A 19430-nucleotide genomic window follows, 5' to 3' on the forward strand; every position below is an offset into this window, starting at 1 on the left:
TATTCCTCCTAGCTGGCTGACTTGTCTGTTATGAATCTAATATATTCATTCCTACCGCTTTTTCCACATTTTGCTGAATGCGTGCCATGCCGATCCCTAAACTACCCGTACTACTTGGAATCGGAATGATCGCTGGTGTCGGTACTTCTTCGTAACGACGAACGATCGGTTCTAATTGCTCGATCAACCGCTCGGTCAAAAAGATCACACCATACGCTTCAGCCATCTCTTCTAATTGTTGGGCGGCTTCATCCAAATCGCTGACTGGAAAGATATCGATCCCCAGCCCTTTGAAAGGCAAGATCGAGTTCTTACCACCCATCATTGCTATTTTTTTATGCATAACTATCACGCACCCGACTTCTTAAAATCTCTTCTGGCACCTTATTGATTTTACCAATCAAGAGAATACGCAAATTCTTGCTTTCAATTTCCTTGGCATACAGATACCCTGCCAATGCTGACGGCCCAAAAGGCACGATTTTTTGTTCTTTGAGCTTCGCCATTAGAAAATTGTCTTTGCGTATATCAAAGGTATTCAAGGTCTTCTTTTCTACCAATTCTTCATAACTATGATTGATCAGCTCTTTATAAGGGGTTCCTTGCAAGTATCCCACAAACGCCTCAAGAGAAGTCGTGATTTCTGCTAACAACTCACTTGCAGGTAAATTCCCATGGTCGGCTAAAACTGCGCTGATAAAGCCGCGCTTGCGTTTCATCGCGTAACTGCGCAACGTTGTTGAAATATTGAAGATATCGATTTGGCGGCGAATCAAGCTTTGCAGCAACTCGTCTTGGTATTCTTTACCGATCGTCCATAATTGCTCCCAATAATGGTTGTCAAAGATGATATCGATGGACTGGACTTCATGATAGTTCTCAATATAAGAAAAGACTTCTTCCACACAGGCAACCATTTCTTGCGCGACCTGAGTACTTTTTCTGGTCTTGACCAGATCTTTAAGGACGGAAAGTGGCTGGGTGCCGATTGGGACGAGATACGCCGAAAAATCTTCTTGCATATATGCCGCTTTTACTAAAACTTTCAGATTTTGATAGTCATATTTCAAAGCAAAGAAATCAACGATCGCTTTTTCTGGTGTCAACTGATACATCGTTTCGTATACCCGTTTCAACTCAGCCATCAGGACTTGTTCAAAATCGTGTACACGATCATCTTCATTGATGAAGTCACCATAAACCGTTTCTTGCAGCATCCCATAGATTTCCTCTGCGCTGGCAGCTGAGAGCATTCGCTCATAGCGACTACGATCGAATAATTGCGATTCATACGTCCGAATTCTCGTATTCAACGTATTATATTTGATGTCATTCATCTGTTTGCACCTGCTTACTGTTCAAAAATCAATTGCAGTAACGTATTGCTTAACTCTTCTTTGTTGGCTTCTAGTAGCGCATCAAAGGTAAAATTCAACTCAATTGCTTCTTGTCGCAACAAAAAGCCACCCTTGCGAGGGATCGTTTTATTTACCAGTTTCAACTGAACCTCTGGGACCGATGCTTGCAACTTAGTAAGGAATTCCTCATCAACGAAATGACGGGACTTCTCGCCTAAAAGCAACTCGACCTCACCAGTTAACCGTGCATTCGCCAAGCCTTTCGCGATAAACGTATAAAATGCTGCCTGATCCATCGTGTTCAAACGGGTCAGAGCCTCAGAAAACAGCTCATCTAAGACGGACTGCTTTGCTGCCAAGACCTTGTTTCTTGATTGGATATGCACATCTGAGATTTCCAAATACATCGCAGCACGTTTTTCTTTTTCATAAAAAGCTAACCGTTCATTAAGCTCTTTTTCTAACTGTGCTCGTTTTAAATTTTCTTGGTTTTCACTTTCTTTTTGTGCTTCTTTGATTTGAAGCTGGTATCTCTTTTCCGCATCAGCGGTTATTTTGTCAGTTAAACGTGTAATATCAGACATTCACTTTTCCCTCCTCTTAATTCAAGACAAGCAAGAAGGAAATCACGAACCCTAAAATACAATACGTTTCCATCATCGCTACCAAGATAATTCCTTTGGTCACATGTTCTGGTTTTTTTGCTAAAATCTGCATCGCAGCACTTGCGGCACGTCCTTGCCATTTACCGGCGATAATTGCTGTTAACGCGATCGGTAATGAAGCGATAAACAAATACAACCCGCGATCGAATGAGATCGAACCACTGATCTGACCAAAAATCATAAAGGAGATTACAAAGCCGTATAGCCCCTGGGTACTAGAAAGCAATTCCAAAATCAACGCTTGCCCGAATTTCTCTGGCTGCTCTGAGATCAAGCCTGATGCTGCTTCACTGGTCATCCCCACACCGATCGTTGATCCGATACCACCACAAATCGTTGCGGTCGCTACACCTAAAGCTGCAAAAACAATTCCACCATTTTCGTAAAAGAAACTAATCCAATTTTCCATTATTATCCTCCTGTAACTTTTCTTCTGAGATGATCTCTACATAATTTTCATTTGATTTGAACGGGTCAAAGGCACGTCCGCCCCCCGTAAAGAATTTTCCGAAATACTCTAAATACTGCAAGCGGATACCATGAACATACGCACTAAGGTAACTTAAGAAAATATTCAGGCCATGTAGCGCCACAAATAATAAGATACCGACGGTGAACCGGGCTGCTGGCGGCAAGTAGCTAATGATCAAGTTGAAGGCTGAGGCGATACTTCCGCCGGCAACCCCTAACGCCATCAGACGGGTGTAACTGATCAAGTCACCAACATAATTGGTCACATCCATCAATCCGTACAATCCAGAACCGATTTTTCCTGCCAACGTTTTTCCTTCTAAACTGCCTCCGATTGCCACTGCTAAAAGACTGGCAGCGATCATTACGATCCCAATCGTTTGTAACGGGGTGTCAGGGAAAAGCAGCATTCCTGCGGCGACAAAAACGACACTGATCAAAAAGACGATCCACGAACCGGCTTGGAACATCGCAGCCAGTTTCTGGTCTTTTTTCTTCCATAAAATATAGAATTTCAGCGCCAAGCCAAACATGATCTGAATGTACCCAAAGATCACGGATAAGACTAAGATCTGATTGACATCATCCTGGGCAGACAACAGTTGGAATGAGAATTCAAATCCAAAGAAGTTGCCATAGATCAAGCCCCAAATAATCGTAGGGATCGAGCACAACTGAAAGAGGGTCAAATTTTGTTCCAGGCCTCTGCTGAGGTGGAACAGCTTTTTCCCCAGGAATGTCGCCAGAAACAAGAGCAACCCATAGCCAAAATCGGCAACCATCATCCCGAATGCCACCATGTAAAAAGGCGCCATAAATGGTGTCGGATCTAACTCGTCATATTGCGGCAAGCTGTACATCCGAACAAGTCCTTCAAAAGGTTTGATCCAACGTGCGTTTTCTAATAAAATCGGCACATCAGCCAGCTCTTTTTCCGTCACTTCTTGGTATTCGAGGTAATAGTTATCCGTGGTCCCTTTTTTGATACGTTTTTCTAATTCGGCCGCCCCATCAACAGGAACCCAGCCAGAAATCGATACCGCATGAGTCGAACGCAAAAGCATTTTACTGCTTTTTAAGCGGGTGATCGCTCCATCTAAATACTCGGCAACGATCCGCAAGGTTTCTTGCTCTTTTGTCATCGCACCAAGAGAAGCTTTGATTTCTTTTTCTTCATCAATTAGACGTTGGGATTTTTCTTTCATCGTTTGCAGATCTTCTTCTGGAATCCCCTCATAAGGGTAGATGTATTGCTCGAAGGCTGCTTTCTTTAGAAGAGTAGTTACTTTTTCTTTTACATCTTTATGGAAAAGTACCAATAAGTAAGTTGTCGTTTGTGATTGATAAATGGTTTCGACATAGACAAGCGGCAGCTTTTCACTGTTGGTCGTAAAGTCAGCCATTTCAGAAGTAGGAATCGATCCTAACAAGCCACCTGATTTTTTTAATTCTTTTAAAACAGCTGGTCGTTCTTTGAAATACTTCCAGATCGACAGTTCTGCTTCTTGTGCTAATACATCGCGTTTTTCTTGATCAATCAAGCGAAGACGTTTGTCTTGTTTACGAAGGGTTTGGCATAATTCTTGCCAAGGATAGGTGTGGGCTGTTTCAGCCAATTCTTGAAGGGTATATTTTTTGATTGGTTGCCGCAGTTGTGCCAGCATTCCTTTTTTGGGTACATATTCTTCTAAAAAATTTAAGCTCCAGTTGACTTGACCAAACTGGTTCTCCATTTCTTCTTCAGACTGTTCCTCGCGAACCGGTGTCAAAACACCCGTCGTTTCTTCAGAATCATAATATTTTTCCGAAGAAAGCAGTTCTACGCCTTGAAAGTCTTGCAGCTGCTCTAAAACAGCTTCTTTCTGATCGTAAAAGGTCAACAGACTGAACTTTTGCATTTTTGCAATTGCCATTTATGTCACAACCTTATTTATTATTATTGCTAATGCTTCTTCTTTCAATTCATTAGGGATCGTTCGCAGTGTTTCCACTTCTGCTTGGGTCTTAGCCAAGAGTGGTTCCTTAGACTGTACCAACTCAGCTGCGATTTTTTGGTTGATTGCTTCTTTTTGTTGGGCTTCTTTTTCTGCCAACTCTTTTTTAAACGCCTTCAACCGTTCTTCTCTTGCTTGTGCCAATTGTTTTTTTTCTGCTTCTGCTTCTTTATTTTTATTTTCCGCAAATTGCTCTGCTTCTTGCAATAATCGAATGGCATCTACTGTCATTTTCTCACCTGCTTTCACTTTTTTTCCGCAAAAAAAACCACTACAAATCAAGCATATGGCATTCGCTGATCGTAGGGTGTCAAAAATCAATAAGTGGCAAATACCTTCACCTATTTCCGTTTTCTAATATAACCGTAACATAAATTTTGCGATAGAACAAGGTTCCTAACGTTTTTTTATAGTCTTTACATATAAAAGTCACAAAAATTACACATTTTCACAAAAAGAAATCCTTTTCATTTTATTGGGGGTTAAATGATGACAAAAAAGAAAGATTAGAAACAAAATGATGTTTCAAATCTTTCTTTTAGATTTTTCTCGTCTTTTTCTTAACTTAAATACTCCTAAAGAAAGGACAAGTATTTAAAATAACAAAGAATTGTCCTACTCACGAATAAACGGCATACTCATACAGCGAGGACCCCCACGTCCGCGAACCAATTCGCTGCCCGAGATTTCATTCAAAATGACTCCTGCCTCTTTTAACAGCCCATTAGTAATGGTGTTGCGGTCATAGACCACGACTTCTCCAGGTGCAATCGCCAAGGTATTGGAGCCATCATTCCATTGCTCTCTAGCTGCCGCTGCCAAATCGTCGCCACCACAGCGGATCAAGTGGACTTCAGGCAAATCTAAATAACGACAAAGAATGTTTTCCAACGTATCTTTTTCCTCATATACTCGCACACCGTCCTTGTGTTTAGTGATTGAATACAGCGAAAGTTCTCCCTCGATTTCTGGATGGATCGTGAACTTATCATGATCCACCATCGTGAAGACCGTATCTAAATGCATAAATTTTCGTTCCTCGCCGATATTAAATGCCAAGATATGTTCGAAACTCGGTTCTGTGGCAAAAATCGTTTCGGCAATTTTTTCAATTGAGGCAACTTCTGTTCGTTGAGAAATCCCGATCGCCACGATTTTATCAGATAAAATCAGCTGATCGCCGCCTTCCATCCGCGTCGTTTCGTCCCGATGATACAAAAAGTTCGTCTCATTGCGGGCAAACATCGGATGGTGCGTAAAAATTTGTTTTCCGTAGAGGGTTTCCCGTCTTCTCGTTGCAGAATACATTCGATTCAAGGAAACACTGTGACCAATCGTAGCAAACGGATCTCGCGTGAAATACAAGTTTGGCATTGGATCGATCAAGAAAGGATATTCTGTTTCAACAATTGCCGTTAAGTTACTGGCTTTTGAAATTTCTACCTCACTTTTTTTCAAGCCCGCCATCGTATGATCGATAAAGGCGCGATTGTCTTTAATCGACAGGAAAAAGTTGCGCACTTCGTTGCGAATCTCTTCATCAAGGATCGTTGTTTCATTTAAATAGTCTTCTAAAAAGGCCTCTTTGGCACCAGTTGTTGTCAATGTTTCAGCAGCTAGATCCTCCAAATAAAGGACTTCCACCCCTTTGCTTCTTAACGTATCCGCAAAAAAATCATGTTCTTTTTGCGCTTGGGTTAAAAAAGGAATATCATCAAACAACAATCGATCAAGATAGTCCGGCATCAAGTTTTCTAATTCTGCGCCTGGACGATGCAGCAGCACCCGTTTTAAAGGGGCAATCTCAGAAAAAATCTGTATTGGCTGGTTCATGAACTTGTCTCTCCTTCTTGGCAATTTTGTTGAATAACTTATGTCATTCATTTTTTTGATTCCTCATCACATAATTATTCATTTCTCTGACTCATCGTGTTTTTTCTACTCGTGATTCAAAGTTTTTTTGGATCATATAGTTATAAACATGCATTTCAGCAAAAAGAAACCTCCGATAAAAAAACAACTTTCTAAGAATGTAAATTCTAGATACTTTAATTTACCGCCTTTTTCAATTGTATATTTTTGTTAAAAAAACAGCAAGGCAAAAGAACTGATGGAAGATAGTCCTAGCTGCGAAACCAAATTGAATTATTTTTGTTTTTTTGGATCGTTTCATGATTTTCAAATGATACCGCTATCAAACAGATAAATATTTGCTATGATTCAAGTATCTTGATGCTAAAGAAACGTCTATAAAGGAGCGATTGGATGAAAACGCAACGTCAACTTTACTATGGTGCCGACTACAATCCTGAACAATGGTCTAAAGAAGTCATTCTTGAAGATATGCGCTTAATGAAAGAAGCAGGTGTGAACTATGTAAGTATCAATATTTTTGGCTGGGTCAATCTGCAGCCAGATGAATCCACCTATGATTTTGATTTTCTGGACTGGTTGATGGATCTTTTATATGAAAACAATATCATGATCGACCTAGCCAACGGAACGGCTTCGCCTCCCGCTTGGCTTGTTCAAAAACATCCTGAGATGCTGCCTGTGACCATTCATGGCAATCGACTGGTTCATGGGGCGCGCCAGCACTACTGTCCGACTTCCCCTATCTATCGTCAATATGCCACCGATTTGTCGGAAGCAGTCGCAAACCGTTATGCCAATCATCCAGGGCTAGTCATGTGGCATATCAATAATGAATATACCTGTCACATCCACGAGTGTTATTGCGATCATTGTCGGAAAAGATTTCAGACATGGTTAGCAGAGAAATATCAGACCATCGCTGGATTGAATGATGCTTGGTCAACCAAGTTTTGGAGTCAATCCTATGGCAGCTGGGAGGAAATTTTTCTACCTGAAGCGATGCCGACCTTCAAAAATCCTGCGCAGCAGTTAGACTATCGCCGTTTTCTTTCCGACATGAATCTGGAGCTCTATCAACTCGAAAAGGCGGCGATCGCAAAATATTCACAAGGAATCCCTTACATGACCAATCTGATGGGCTTGCACAAATACGTGGATGGGTTTAAATGGGCACCCGAAATGGATGTAGTCAGCTGGAATTCGTACCCGAATCCCTTTGAAAAGATCCCTTACCCGCAATTTCTTGCTAACGATCTAACTCGTAGTTTAAAGAAAAAACCTTTTTTGATCATGGAACAAGCCACCAGCGCCGTTAATTGGCGGCAAATCAATGGTGCCAAGATACCCAACCAGCTGCGTCTTTGGAGTTATGAAGCGCTCGCTCATGGCGCTGATGGCATCATGTTCTTCCAATGGCGGCAGTCTCGTGGCGGTGCGGAAAAATTTCATAGTGCGATGGTGCCTCATGGAGATCCTCATTCAAGCCGTATCTTTCGTGAATGTGCGCAATTAGGCAACGAATTTTCGCAACTGTCGGATATCGTTGGGACGCGCTTCTTGGCTGATGTCGCGGTTGTCTTTGACTGGGAAAATTGGTGGGCGCTGGAATTGGATGCCAAACCAAGCACCTTAAAGTACATTCATCAGTTACGCAGCCTGTATGCCGCGCTAAGGGCGTTAAATCTGAGCGTAGACTTTGTCCATCCTTCCGAATCCCTAGACGGCTATCCTTTAGTGATTGCCCCAAATCTCTATTCAGCACCAGAAGTTTTCGGTAAGAAAATCAATGATTACGTGCGACAAGGCGGCATCTTCTTGACGAATTTCTTTAGTGGGATCGTCAATGAATATGACCAAGTCTATCTTGGGGGCTATCCAGGACTGTTTAGGGACACCTTAGGGATCATTGTAGAAGAGTTTTACCCAATGAAAGCAGCTACCCATCACCAAATTGACTTCCAAGGTCGTCGGTACGACAATTCTCTATGGGAGGAAGTCATTCATCTAAATGGTGCGAAAGCTTTGGCAACCTTCCAATCCGGTTATTTGTCCGATAAGCCAGCCATTACTATGAATCAGATCGACGATGGGTATGCGTATTACGTGGGAACAGAATTGTCTCTTAAAGGGCTAACTACATTTTTAGCGACCATTCTGGAAAATCATAAATTAGCGACTCATGCCCAGCACTTCTTGGCTGCTCCTACTGAGGTCTCCGTTACCTGTCGCAAAGGTGCTGGCTATACACTCGTCTTTCTCTTAAACCATACCGAGCAGACAACCAAAGTGAAGCTGAAAGCCCCTGGAGCAGACCTTCTAACCAAAGAAACCAGACAGTTGGTAGTTCTGAAACCAAAAGAAGTCGCAGTTCTTAAGTATGTTGATTGATCTAAGGAAAAAGAACCTCCATGAAGCGATCGCTTCATGGAGGTTCTTTTATAGACGTTACTAGATTCAGGGAGATTCTTTAGACTAGCGATAGGCATTTTCTAAATAAGAGGCTATCTTTTGTCTTCGCTTTCCATCTCTTTTTTCTGAATAGTGATACTCTGGATTAGTCCAATGGGATTTGTCGTACAACCAAACAGGCATTTTTTCGCTTCGTCGGTTTCCCATTCATAACGGGGAAACAAATGTGCATGAAGAAAGTTATCGGTATTTCCCAATAGTTCATAATTGATTCTCAATGGAGAACAAGCTTGTATTATAGCATCTCCTAAAAGAGTCATATCAGTTAAGAAAATCTGTCGCTCGCTTAAATCTAGATCATTTAAAGAAGCCACCTCTCTTTTAGGTAATAATACACAATATCCGGGAAGAAATTGGACATCGCCATAAACAGCAAAACTGCCAGACAATTCTTTGATCACCATTGGATTTGTCCCATCTATCGCTGATTTGATTCTATTCTCATACCATTTCAATTTGATCCCCCTCTCTTTCCTGTTCCTTGCAGCTATTCATGTAAAAACTATACAAGATTAAGGAAAGGCTTTCAATAGTAACAAAACAAAAAAATCTTTGCTATATGAGTGGTCCTTCAAAATAGTATTTGTAGACTTTTATAAACAAAAAAATGTATCAATCTTATAAAAGACTGATACATCAATGATACCGGCGGCCGGGGTCGAACCGGCACGCCCTCAACGGGCACTGGATTTTGAGTTTTACCGCTCTTATGACTATAAGTCAATCTTACAAAAATAAATAAGACTATACCCACTTATAACCGATTTAAACAAGTTATGGGTTAGCCATCTAGGATATTATTTGGAGATTCTATTTACCTGTATACTTCTACATTCTAAGTATACCATCTATTTTTATCCTTGTCCAGAATTTTTTAGCTAGATTTAAGTTAGATGATTGCTACCCTCGTATCTTCTTTGTTCAGTTTAATTAGATGATGTATTTCAAGCATACTTGGATGACTCAAACTGCGTTTTACTATATACAGATGGTTGGAAAATCATAGAGTATCTAACGCTTGAATCCATGTAGAACCCCCACCTTAGATGTTGGGGATTTTTGTTTCTTTCCAGTAGCCAAAGCAACTCATAAAAACGCAGTGAAAGAAAGACGTTTTCTTCATTGCTTCTTTTCATTTCGGCTTCTGACACAGCACTAGATAGGCTTCTTTCCATGAATCAGATAGTTTTCGGTAGTGACAGAAAAATGACTTATTTTCTTCTATCCATTCTGCTTTCTTCATTAGAGAGGAACCCACATTACTATCTTTTCGTACATCAAACTTTGAACCCTTAATTTTTATCCTCAGATACACACTTGGGGTACGTTTGCCCCTTTGAGGGGCTTCTTACCAAATCAGCTAGTTTTCTTTCGATAGCTGCTACCCTATTTTTTCACCTTCTGTTAGATGAACATGAAAATCACTTCTGACACTCATCATTTTTTCATTTCCAGCAACATGATTTTTCACCCCCACCCACATCACTTTTTTCTTCAAATCAGCTTCTTTGCTAGGCAATGGAAAAAATAATTATGTAGCTATGGGTATTTGAGCCATCTGCCACAGCCACCACCAGTGATGCAGTCAGGCACCCTTGAGATGAATTTTAGCAATAACCACAGAGACCGATTGGTATGACTATTTTTCTGTGCAACCATGCTTCTTGCTTCTCCCCACACTTCTTTCAGCTATCGAATGCAGATAAGTTTCTTCTATTGTAAATACCCCTTTTCCACCCACTGATAACTAAGCAACCTAAATTCAGCCTACTCCCCATCAGCTAAGCTGATTGAACCAAGATAAGCTTAAAGTAGCACCCAGGTAAGCTGATTTCAAGAGAGATACGGAATCTCTTCCTGCAATTCTTGCTCAAATGCTTGACATCTTTTCTATTATCCATCTGACTATCAAGTCTGCATACAGATAACTATTATAGCCAACTATAGCCAGCAGTATCACAGGAAGAAAAGCATTAGATAAGTAACTTGGTACTTTTATCCCCCTAATGCCCAACCCTCCAGTAAATATATAGGCAACATGAACTTTTATCTCTAGATTTTAACAGCAGAGACATAGGGGATCTAACCAGTATAACAAAAGGAGTTGACCAAAAAATGAACACCAAAAGGAGTCCAAATGGCAAATAAGGCAAGACTCAAAATCCCTATAGCTAGATGAAATTGAGTCAAGCGACTTTAATGGCTCGTAAATGACTCCTCAAATAACATCAGTTAGATACGGATTTTACCACCCAAAACTTTTCAAATTCGTGGTATAGACTGGGTTGCCTAGGAGTAACTATCGAGCAATAATATAGAGGTAGTAGCTACTCAACAAACAACAAACTGCCCACACTTTTAGTGCACAAAGTCACTGAGACAGAGAAATAACAAACAAAAATAACTCTAGCTATTGGTACAACCGATTTTCTCATGAAACAGAGACCCAATCTCTTGGTACACCTGACTTTCAGCTATTTTGAATAATGATCAGTATATTACTGGGGGTCGTAGTATGAGGCTTGGCAGATTCGTTTTAGCCATTTTGTCGACATTTCTCCCAACGGAGGTACTGTAGAGCCAAAAATGAGCGCAAGGCGGATTTTCTTTTGAAGAAAGAGAAAGACATTCTCGCTTTCTTGCGGACACTAAGAAGCGCTCTAAGGACGTCAAGGGGCATTTTTCCATTGACTGGTGGCTGTCTCAGTTTTTGCCTGTGGCGTACCCAAAACCAAGACCCCAGTATCGGGCTGAACGCTGAACATTTCCTTGTCGCTTCTACTCCTACAAAGGATTGTGGCAACTATTAAGGAAGAAATCGAGTGGCTCAAGGAATTCAGGCTTTTTAGGCATGGAGATGGGCTTGTATCATGAAGCTAGAGAAATAAACTAAGAAAGCAGGTATTAAAATGATGAGTAATAAGAATGAATTACAAGCAGAGAGACACAGAAACTGGATATTTATTGTCTATCCAGAATCAGCACCAAAAGACTGGCAAAATATTGTAACAGATATTGGAGTAGCGTGGGGGCATAGCCCTTTGCACGATAAAGATGAAAATGAATATGGCGGAGCTAAAAAGCCTCACTACCATTGCCTTATCAAATTTAATAGCTTAAAGTCTTACAGACAAATCCTAAAGATAACTGGCAAACTCCATGCACCAAATCCACAACCCTGTGAGTCTATTGTCGGAAAAGTAAGGTATTGGCTCCATCTTGATAACCCTGAAAAGTATCAATATGAGCAAGATGACATCATGGCATTCAATGGACTAGATGTCAAAGAAATACTAAGACCAAGTAAGACCCAACAAACCGCCATGATGAGAGAAATAAGGAAGTTTATCAGAGAAAATAATATCAAAGAAATGAAAGACTTTATGGACTATGCAGATGAAGAATCCCCACGATGGGGGTACGTCATCAACAGATACCACATTGGTATCAGAGACTATATTAATAGCTGTCGATATAGTTCTAAGTCCGAACAGAATGAGAACTACAAAGGACTACACTTCATTCGTACTTTCATTAAAGACAACGGTATAACAGAAATAAGTGCTGTGTACGATTTCTTAGATGAAACAGCCCCTCAATGGGGCTACTTAATGGATACGAATTATCTTGAAATTAATAGCTATTTAGAAAGTACGATACGTAGAAATAAGCCCAAAGTGTGGGTAAATTCTTTTGATAGTAGTACGCAAACGTACAACATACCCTTAGTGCCAAAGGGGATTGATTTGGAGCTATGGGCATTAACAATAAAGGAATACCAAGAGTATTGCTTGTAAGATTTCGACAATGTCAATGTTACCAATTTTTAGTTTTTATCAGTAGTCTAGCTCTTGATAAATCTACTAACAGTCAGACAAATGTAATTTCAGTACATTAGGACTAATTAATAGAGGATAAGAAATACCCAGTCTGAAAAACAGGTATTTCTCCTCTTTTAGCTTTCCAATCCTCTTTGATAAGTTATTCTACTTCTCCCCTACTATCTATCATGCCATAGATACTAGATAGTGGGGGTATTTTTGTAGATGCTGAAAGAATGAATTCAATCAATAAGACTATTAAACTTTCCAAGTATGTCAAATAAAGTCAGATAAATCAAATCACTAGAAAACCAAAGGTATTTTCCATGACTCAAGGTTAGATACTAAATCCACCCCACCCAGTGAGTAAGATTCTTAAATCTACCATGTATAGCAGATTTACCAAGTTTGAAAGGTATAAATCATAGCTGGTAGTTGTACAAGACCAAAGGTAAGTTGCTTATATCGGGTATCAGCAATGAAACAGATTCTGACCATCACTACCACCACAATCCATTGGTACAACCGACTTTCCACCTTTAAAGAGACCAAATCACTTGGTACACTTGACTTTCATCTATTCTGAATACTGAACAGCTTGTTACTGGGGGTCATAGTATCTCACCTCTCTTACTTCTATCACGCTAATAGCTATACTTGGGGTACTTAGTAGCTATACAAAATTAAACTGACCTTTCAAACATTTTAGAATAATATGAGTGGTTCTATTTATAATAAGATAAACTCTTTTGAAATTATGATAAAATAAGCGAAAAGACCTTATTGGAAGGAGTGATAATAAATGATAATGAAAGATCACATGCCAGAATGTGATGTAGCAACTACAGTCCAATTAATCGGCAGTAAATGGAAAACATTAATTATTAGAGACCTTATGACTGGTTCAAAAAGAAATTCTGAGTTAAAACGTTCTCTAAAGGGTATCTCTCAAAAAGTACTAACAGAAAGTTTAAAATCAATGATTGAGGATGGAATTGTTGAGCGTATTGATTTTCAGAAGAATCCTCCTCACGTTGAATATCAACTAACCGAGCTAGGAAATACATTATTACCTGTAATCGAAGCTATGAGGAAATGGGGACAGTTTTACAAAAAACAATTTATTGCATAGTTACATTTTTGTGCCTACTTCTCATCTTAAAATTAATCAGTTATTCTTTAGATATAGATTCTTTAGGAGAGTGATAATATGGAGATAGAAATGCTTGAGTTCAAACCAATAAACGTTGAATCAAGGTTAGTCAATTTAAATGGAGAAATTGTTTCAAGAGTAGTGAAATCAAATAAAATCATGGAATTTGATGAGAATACTTATGCTAAATTAGCTGATAATTCCTTTCATAACGGAATTATTGAAGTAAAAATGCTAAGTAAATTATTACCAGATGCTCCTGATTTTGCTCGTGGTTTTATTGGCATTACTTTTAGAGTCAATGAAGATGATTCGAAATTTGAATCCTTTTATATAAGACCAACCAATGGAAGGGTTAATGACTCAGTAAGGAAAAACCGAGCAATACAATATTTCTCTTACCCTAAATATACATTTGAATATTTTAGAAAAAAAGGAATTATCGATTACGAAGGTTCAGCAGATATTGGGCTTAATGAATGGATTACCTTAAGAGCGGTAATAAATGGAGCAAGAGGAGAATTCTATCTTAATCATGAAGAAAACCCAGTTTTAGTTGTTGAAAATATGAAACATGGAGATTCTAAAGGAGCGATTGGTTTATTTGTAGATATCGGAACAGAGGGGTTTTTTAAAGATTTAAGAATCACATCGTTTGATTAATTTGACTAATATAAACATGATCTTACTAAGAGTAGTTATTACTACTCTTTTTATTTATACTTTCTAGAACCAATTAAAGATACTTCTTATCATATATATTTAATTATCTGCAATTTTGCAACACTTCAAATAAAAAAGTATTTGCTTTTCACTATCTTCCATGGGAAAATTATTTCTGTGAGGAAAGGAGGAACCAAGGAGAGAATAACAATAAAAAAACTTACTTTTACAAAAAAGAGCTCTATTCAGCTTATCATTGCTACTTTAGCAGTCTTAGGAATCTTACTAGCTATGAGTTTTCATTCCCAGAACAGAGTGAAAAGCTCTCTTAACTATTTCAATGAACGTTGGAAAGAAATTGGATCAGAGGGAAACCTAGATTTGAGTTTATTGAATCCTAAAAATAACAAGTATATCCCATTAACAACCGGTAAGAAGATGGATAAAGAGAATAAAACAAATTTTCTCCCCTCTCGATTTGAAAAGCAAAAACAAATTAAGAGAATCAGACATGATGAACAACTCCTATCCGATTTAGGAAATGAGTACAGTAAAGCGGGTAATATTGGAGATACTTCAAAAGAATTTTCGATTGAAGATGAACAGAAGAAGTTAGATAAAATGTACGCCTATTTTGATGGTCTGACTACTGAGGGTAAAAATCAATTTAAACCTGTAAAAGATAGCTTAGATAGAGCTAAAAAATCATTGGAAATTATTAGCGACTACAACAAATCCTACTATATCCCAATTGAAAAATCAGACCTAATACCTACTGCCTATAAATTTCCACTAAACACAGATGTCGCAAAACAATACTATAAAAAAATCTCTGACGAATTAGATTACAGCTATGATGGCTATAATCCAAATGAAGATACAGAAGAAAATACTACATCTGATATTCGAGAAACTGATTGGGATAACGGCGCTTATGGTATTCTATCATGGGGAGAATCACTATACAGATATTATCTTGATTTAGAAGGAAGACCCGAAGCAGCTTCTGCACTCAAGGATAATTTAAACTTAGATGGATTCAACGCAGACATTGTTGATGGTCAATATGCTAAAAAAGAAATGGAAAAGCAAGATCCGAATGATATGTCTAAAGAAGAGTTAAGCAGAAATTTAATCTATTCATTGGCTTCTAGTGGATACTATGAGCGTGCGACTCAAAATGATGATGAAACTACAACTAGTGTCATTACACCCTCTTTATGGGTACTTCAAAAGAACGGCAAAATAGTACTAAAAGCTTCATTCAATGAATTAAGTACTGCTAATGATGTAGAGACAGCCTCTGGAACATACTCCATGACTGATACGAATACAAAAGAAACCTTTGATATTACCATTAAGAACAATGATGATGGCTCTTATCATGTAACAGGACAAACTCCTGTAGGTGAAATCAATCATGATTATTCACCACTATCAAATAAAAGTACCAAGAAAGATGATAGTTCTACAAGTGAAGAAGTTCTGTCATCAGCTAATGTCAGTAAAGAAACTATGGATAATGCAACTATAGAAAGCTATTGTCATTTATTCAGTGGTAAATTTATAACAAATAACCTTGATAATCATACAGCTAGTTATTTCAATGAATCTCCTAAAGGTTGGAGATTTGAAGACAGTAGCAAACTACTAATAACTGCCGAATTTCTTGGGGTTGCTAACAGTTCTGCAGATGGAACAGTACAGTTTAAAATGAAAGATAATGAATCAAGTAAAGAGTTTCTTCTGAATATAACGCCAAATAGTGATTGGGATGGGTATAAACTACAAGCAGATACGCCTGTAGGAAATCTAACTGGCGATTATATCGCTGTAACCAGTAATAAAAATACTCGACAAAAACAATCAGATAAAGCTTATGAAGAGAAGCAACAAAATCAATCAGATGAAAATAAAAACGTCACAGACCCTAAAGGTGAAAAATCATTACAGGGGTATACTGGTGAAGATGCAACTAATCCATTTGACTGATACGAAACTAAATACCTTTTTCCTCACACTAGGAGTCCTTTTATTAAAAAGACCCATGTGAGCGAGAATTCGCCATATCAAGCCTACTACGCTCTTTCCATACGTCGAAAAACATCCCAAAAATTCCCTTGGCTACCTTGAAATCTTCTCCTAGCATTATCATACCCCACAACAGAAAAATCGCTTAAAACGCATTTTTTGACCTTTTTGTACTGCCCTTTATTTGAATAATATACAGAGCATTACAAAGAAGTCAAAGAGCAAATAATTATAATGACAGCACTAGAAATGTTGGTTTATCAACGTCTCTTGTGTTTTTTAGTCTGCCTTATTCTTACCTTTATCTTGTTAATTTCAGTTTTTAATTACTTGTACTTTCTTATTCAGACAAAGGACTGTCTACTGACAAATAACAGGTTAATCACTTGAAAAGAAAGTAAAGAGGAGTCCTTTTAATATTATGACACCTCGTGAATGTAAGATTTTCTAAGGCTACCTTCTTTCCTCTCTAAAAGTAGGAGCGATTTTTTATCACTTCCTAAATAAGACGAATAACAGGAGGTCATCAATATGGCTAAAAGACAAATGCACAACGTACAACCAATCAAGGATTCAAATGTACTTAAACAGGTACAAGATACTCTCTTAGATAGTTTCAAAGCTGGACGCAGAAATTACACCATCTTTCAACTTGGCAAAGCAACTCTTCTAAGAGTCAGTGATGTATTGGCGCTTGAATATTCAGATGTATTCACAGATACTGGGGTACTAAAAGAGCGTGCTAACATCACTGACCAAAAAACGGGCAAGCCAAACTCTCTTTATCTGAAACCAATAGAAAAAGAACTCCTTCTTTATCAAGAATGGCTACAAGAAAATGAGATTCAAAGCCAATGGCTCTTCCCATCTCTCTCCAATACAGACAAATGTATCACTAGAAAGCAGTACTACAAAATCATGCAGAAGACAGGAGATCTCTTGGGCATTAATTACTTGGGTACTCATACCATGAGAAAGACAGGTGCGTACAGAGTCTACGAACAGACCAACTACAACATAGGTTTTGTCATGAAACTACTGAATCATTCTGACCAAAAGTCTACCCTTAGTTATTTAGGACTGGACGAGGTACAAAAAGAGGAACTACTTGACACGATTAACTTCGGTTAAACTCATGAAAGATGGTGAAAAACAATGAAAATAGTTTCAAAACCAATTTATTTTTGTCATCAAAATTGTCCAACCTACTCCCCCACTTTTAGGGGTACTGCTCATCTTTCAACATACCTAACTATCAATTTGAGCTACCTACTTCACAAGATAGCTCTGATTGGAACCGCTACAAAACGCTATTTGGAGGGCTTTCAAAGGAATTTCTTATCCCTTATAATTAGTATATAGAAGAAAGAGACAAGCAATGAAGAACAATTCCATGGAAAATGATTTACATTCTCTTACTTCCTGAAAATAATTATTTCAGATGATTATATCTAGTCACATAATAAAAGGAGACAAGAAACTATGACAAATCCAACAATCACTAAACACGACTTAATCGAATTGGGCTATGGACACTGTACGGCAGAAGACCTAATTAAGAGAGCTAAAGCTTTGATGGTACACAAAGGATTCTCTTACTATGAGAATACACGACTTGGACGTGTGCCTGTTAAAGCCATAGAGGAAATACTAGGCATTCAGTTAGCAGTAAAACCAATTGAGGAGGTAGACTAAAATGACAATCAGAAAAGACAAAGCAACAGGGACGTGGATTGTAGATATTTCAGATGGTTTTAACCCTGTTACTGGTAAGCGTAACCGATTTATCAAACGTCAAATTAAGACCCGTAAAGAAGCTATTAAACTAGAACAGGAACTTAGATTTACTAAGTTTGGAGATACCTCTCTTACAGGTGCTACTATTGAAATGCTGTATCAGATTGTTGTTGAAGAAGATAAAAGAAGTAATCGTAAGGAAAGCTACTTACAGACACAAGAGTATAATTACAACAGGCATATTAAGGGGTACTTTGAGAAAGCTAAAATTGAGCTTTTAACTTATAAAGAGCTAGAAGTCTTTCGTACTTCACTCACGAATAAAGGTTTATCCAATAATACGGTTAATAAACTCATGATACAACTAAAGAAACTCTTAGATGTAGCTGTCAAACAAGGATTTCTAAAAGTAAATCCATGCACACAATTAAAGAAATTACCTGTCAAAAAGAAAAAGATGGACTATTGGACAACGGAGGACTTCAATCATTTTATGTCACTTTTTAAACCTGATGAGTATCCATACAAGCTCTTTTTCAAAGTCGCCTTCTCAACTGGTATGCGTATGGGAGAACTTTTAGGACTGACGTGGGAAGACATCAACTTACGCAGAAACATTATAGACGTTAATAAAACTTTGATTCATTTGACAGGCAAAAACGTCCTCAATGAACCTAAAACGAGCGCTGGAAGTCGTCAAATTGCTCTTCACAGCAACTTATCAGATGAATTGTGGAATTGGAAAGATAAACAACATGAGCTTCTTTCACCTTTTGTAGCAGATACGGAGAAACTCCAAGTCTTTCAATTCGTCCCCGAAATCATGACACGTTTCAAAGTATCAAAGAAATATGATGACGTAGTAGAACGTAGTTCTACTCTCAAAAGAATCCGAATTCACGACCTCAGACATTCCCACGTAGCATTTTTAATTGATAATGAGGAAGATCCATTCATCATTAAAGAACGCATAGGACACGCCTCAATTAATACGACCTATGATATTTACGGACACCTCTACCCAAATAAGCAACAAAGCTTAGCAGATAAATTGAATAATGCAATTGTATAGATATAGAGAATATTAGACCTTCAAGTAGAATGAAGTTCTACTATTCTTTCTAGTCAGCAGGTACACTCATACAGAACATAATATGGAGTAAAAAATAGTTACCAGAATCAATTTAATTAAA

General features: G+C 38.4%; 15 protein-coding genes and 1 pseudogene. 8 read left to right on the top strand and 8 right to left on the bottom strand.

The genetic code is table 11. The annotated features are described in order from the left end of the window. Positions 1–28: 28 nt before the first annotated feature. The 7 genes from IGI73_RS10845 to arcA all read right to left on the bottom strand — a co-directional run bounded on the left by IGI73_RS10845 (position 29) and on the right by arcA (position 6321). Positions 29–343 carry a V-type ATP synthase subunit F gene (locus tag IGI73_RS10845; protein WP_005229240.1) on the bottom strand — a complete coding sequence of 105 codons (315 nt, stop codon included), beginning with the start codon at positions 341–343 and terminating at the stop codon, positions 29–31. Continuing rightward, entirely contained in the window at positions 336–1337 is a 1002-nt protein-coding gene (locus tag IGI73_RS10850) for a V-type ATP synthase subunit C (RefSeq protein WP_005229238.1), read from the bottom strand. Before IGI73_RS10850 ends, IGI73_RS10845 begins: the two co-directional genes overlap by 8 nt. Before the next feature lie 14 nt (positions 1338–1351). Continuing rightward, positions 1352–1942: a V-type ATP synthase subunit E gene (locus tag IGI73_RS10855; protein ID WP_428207057.1), complete on the bottom strand. Its 591-nt coding sequence runs from the start codon at positions 1940–1942 to the stop codon at positions 1352–1354. A 16-nt stretch (positions 1943–1958) separates the two neighbouring features. Beyond that, complete coding sequence (locus tag IGI73_RS10860; RefSeq protein ID WP_005229236.1) at positions 1959–2432, bottom strand: V-type ATP synthase subunit K; 474 nt, start codon at positions 2430–2432, stop codon at positions 1959–1961. Beyond that, on the bottom strand, positions 2416–4407 hold the full coding sequence (locus tag IGI73_RS10865; protein WP_428207056.1) for a V-type ATP synthase subunit I: 1992 nt from the start codon (positions 4405–4407) through the stop codon (positions 2416–2418). Before IGI73_RS10865 ends, IGI73_RS10860 begins: the two co-directional genes overlap by 17 nt. After that, entirely contained in the window at positions 4408–4719 is a 312-nt protein-coding gene (locus IGI73_RS10870) for a hypothetical protein (protein ID WP_015510092.1), read from the bottom strand. Positions 4720–5103: 384 nt separating this feature from the next. Beyond that, positions 5104–6321, bottom strand: coding sequence for an arginine deiminase (gene arcA, locus IGI73_RS10875; protein WP_010749205.1), 1218 nt, complete (start codon positions 6319–6321; stop codon positions 5104–5106). A gap of 432 nt (positions 6322–6753) precedes the next feature. On the opposite strand from arcA, the gene IGI73_RS10880 reads away from it, so the two are divergent. Next, positions 6754–8751, top strand: coding sequence for a beta-galactosidase (locus tag IGI73_RS10880; RefSeq protein WP_438759207.1), 1998 nt, complete (start codon positions 6754–6756; stop codon positions 8749–8751). Between the two features lie 84 nt (positions 8752–8835). Here IGI73_RS10880 and IGI73_RS10885 read toward each other — a convergent pair. Next, positions 8836–9287 (bottom strand): annotated as a pseudogene (locus tag IGI73_RS10885) (HIT family protein). Positions 9288–11741: 2454 nt separating this feature from the next. Here IGI73_RS10885 and IGI73_RS10890 point away from each other — a divergent pair. The 7 genes from IGI73_RS10890 (at position 11742) to IGI73_RS10920 (ending at position 19309) form a co-directional block, all read left to right on the top strand. After that, positions 11742–12629, top strand: coding sequence for a replication protein (locus IGI73_RS10890; protein WP_428207054.1), 888 nt, complete (start codon positions 11742–11744; stop codon positions 12627–12629). A gap of 826 nt (positions 12630–13455) precedes the next feature. Then, positions 13456–13785 (top strand): winged helix-turn-helix transcriptional regulator, encoded by a 330-nt coding sequence (locus IGI73_RS10895; protein WP_002405202.1) that lies wholly within the window; start codon positions 13456–13458, stop codon positions 13783–13785. 78 nt (positions 13786–13863) lie between these two features. Continuing rightward, on the top strand, positions 13864–14469 hold the full coding sequence (locus IGI73_RS10900; protein WP_002405203.1) for a hypothetical protein: 606 nt from the start codon (positions 13864–13866) through the stop codon (positions 14467–14469). Positions 14470–14646: 177 nt separating this feature from the next. Continuing rightward, a complete protein-coding gene (locus tag IGI73_RS10905; protein WP_428207053.1) occupies positions 14647–16461 on the top strand; it encodes a hypothetical protein in 1815 nt (604 codons plus the stop codon). Positions 16462–17031: 570 nt separating this feature from the next. Continuing rightward, positions 17032–17631 carry a tyrosine-type recombinase/integrase gene (locus IGI73_RS10910; RefSeq protein ID WP_033778485.1) on the top strand — a complete coding sequence of 200 codons (600 nt, stop codon included), beginning with the start codon at positions 17032–17034 and terminating at the stop codon, positions 17629–17631. Between the two features lie 351 nt (positions 17632–17982). Further along, the gene (locus IGI73_RS10915) at positions 17983–18195 is read left to right on the top strand and encodes a DUF3173 domain-containing protein (RefSeq protein ID WP_002405208.1); all 213 of its coding nucleotides are present in this window, start codon (positions 17983–17985) and stop codon (positions 18193–18195) included. Position 18196: 1 nt separating this feature from the next. Next, positions 18197–19309, top strand: coding sequence for a tyrosine-type recombinase/integrase (locus IGI73_RS10920; protein WP_428207052.1), 1113 nt, complete (start codon positions 18197–18199; stop codon positions 19307–19309). The last annotated feature ends 121 nt before the right edge of the window (positions 19310–19430 follow it).

This window comes from Enterococcus sp. DIV0755f (assembly GCF_051713725.1).
Taxonomy (GTDB): domain Bacteria; phylum Bacillota; class Bacilli; order Lactobacillales; family Enterococcaceae; genus Enterococcus_D; species Enterococcus_D casseliflavus.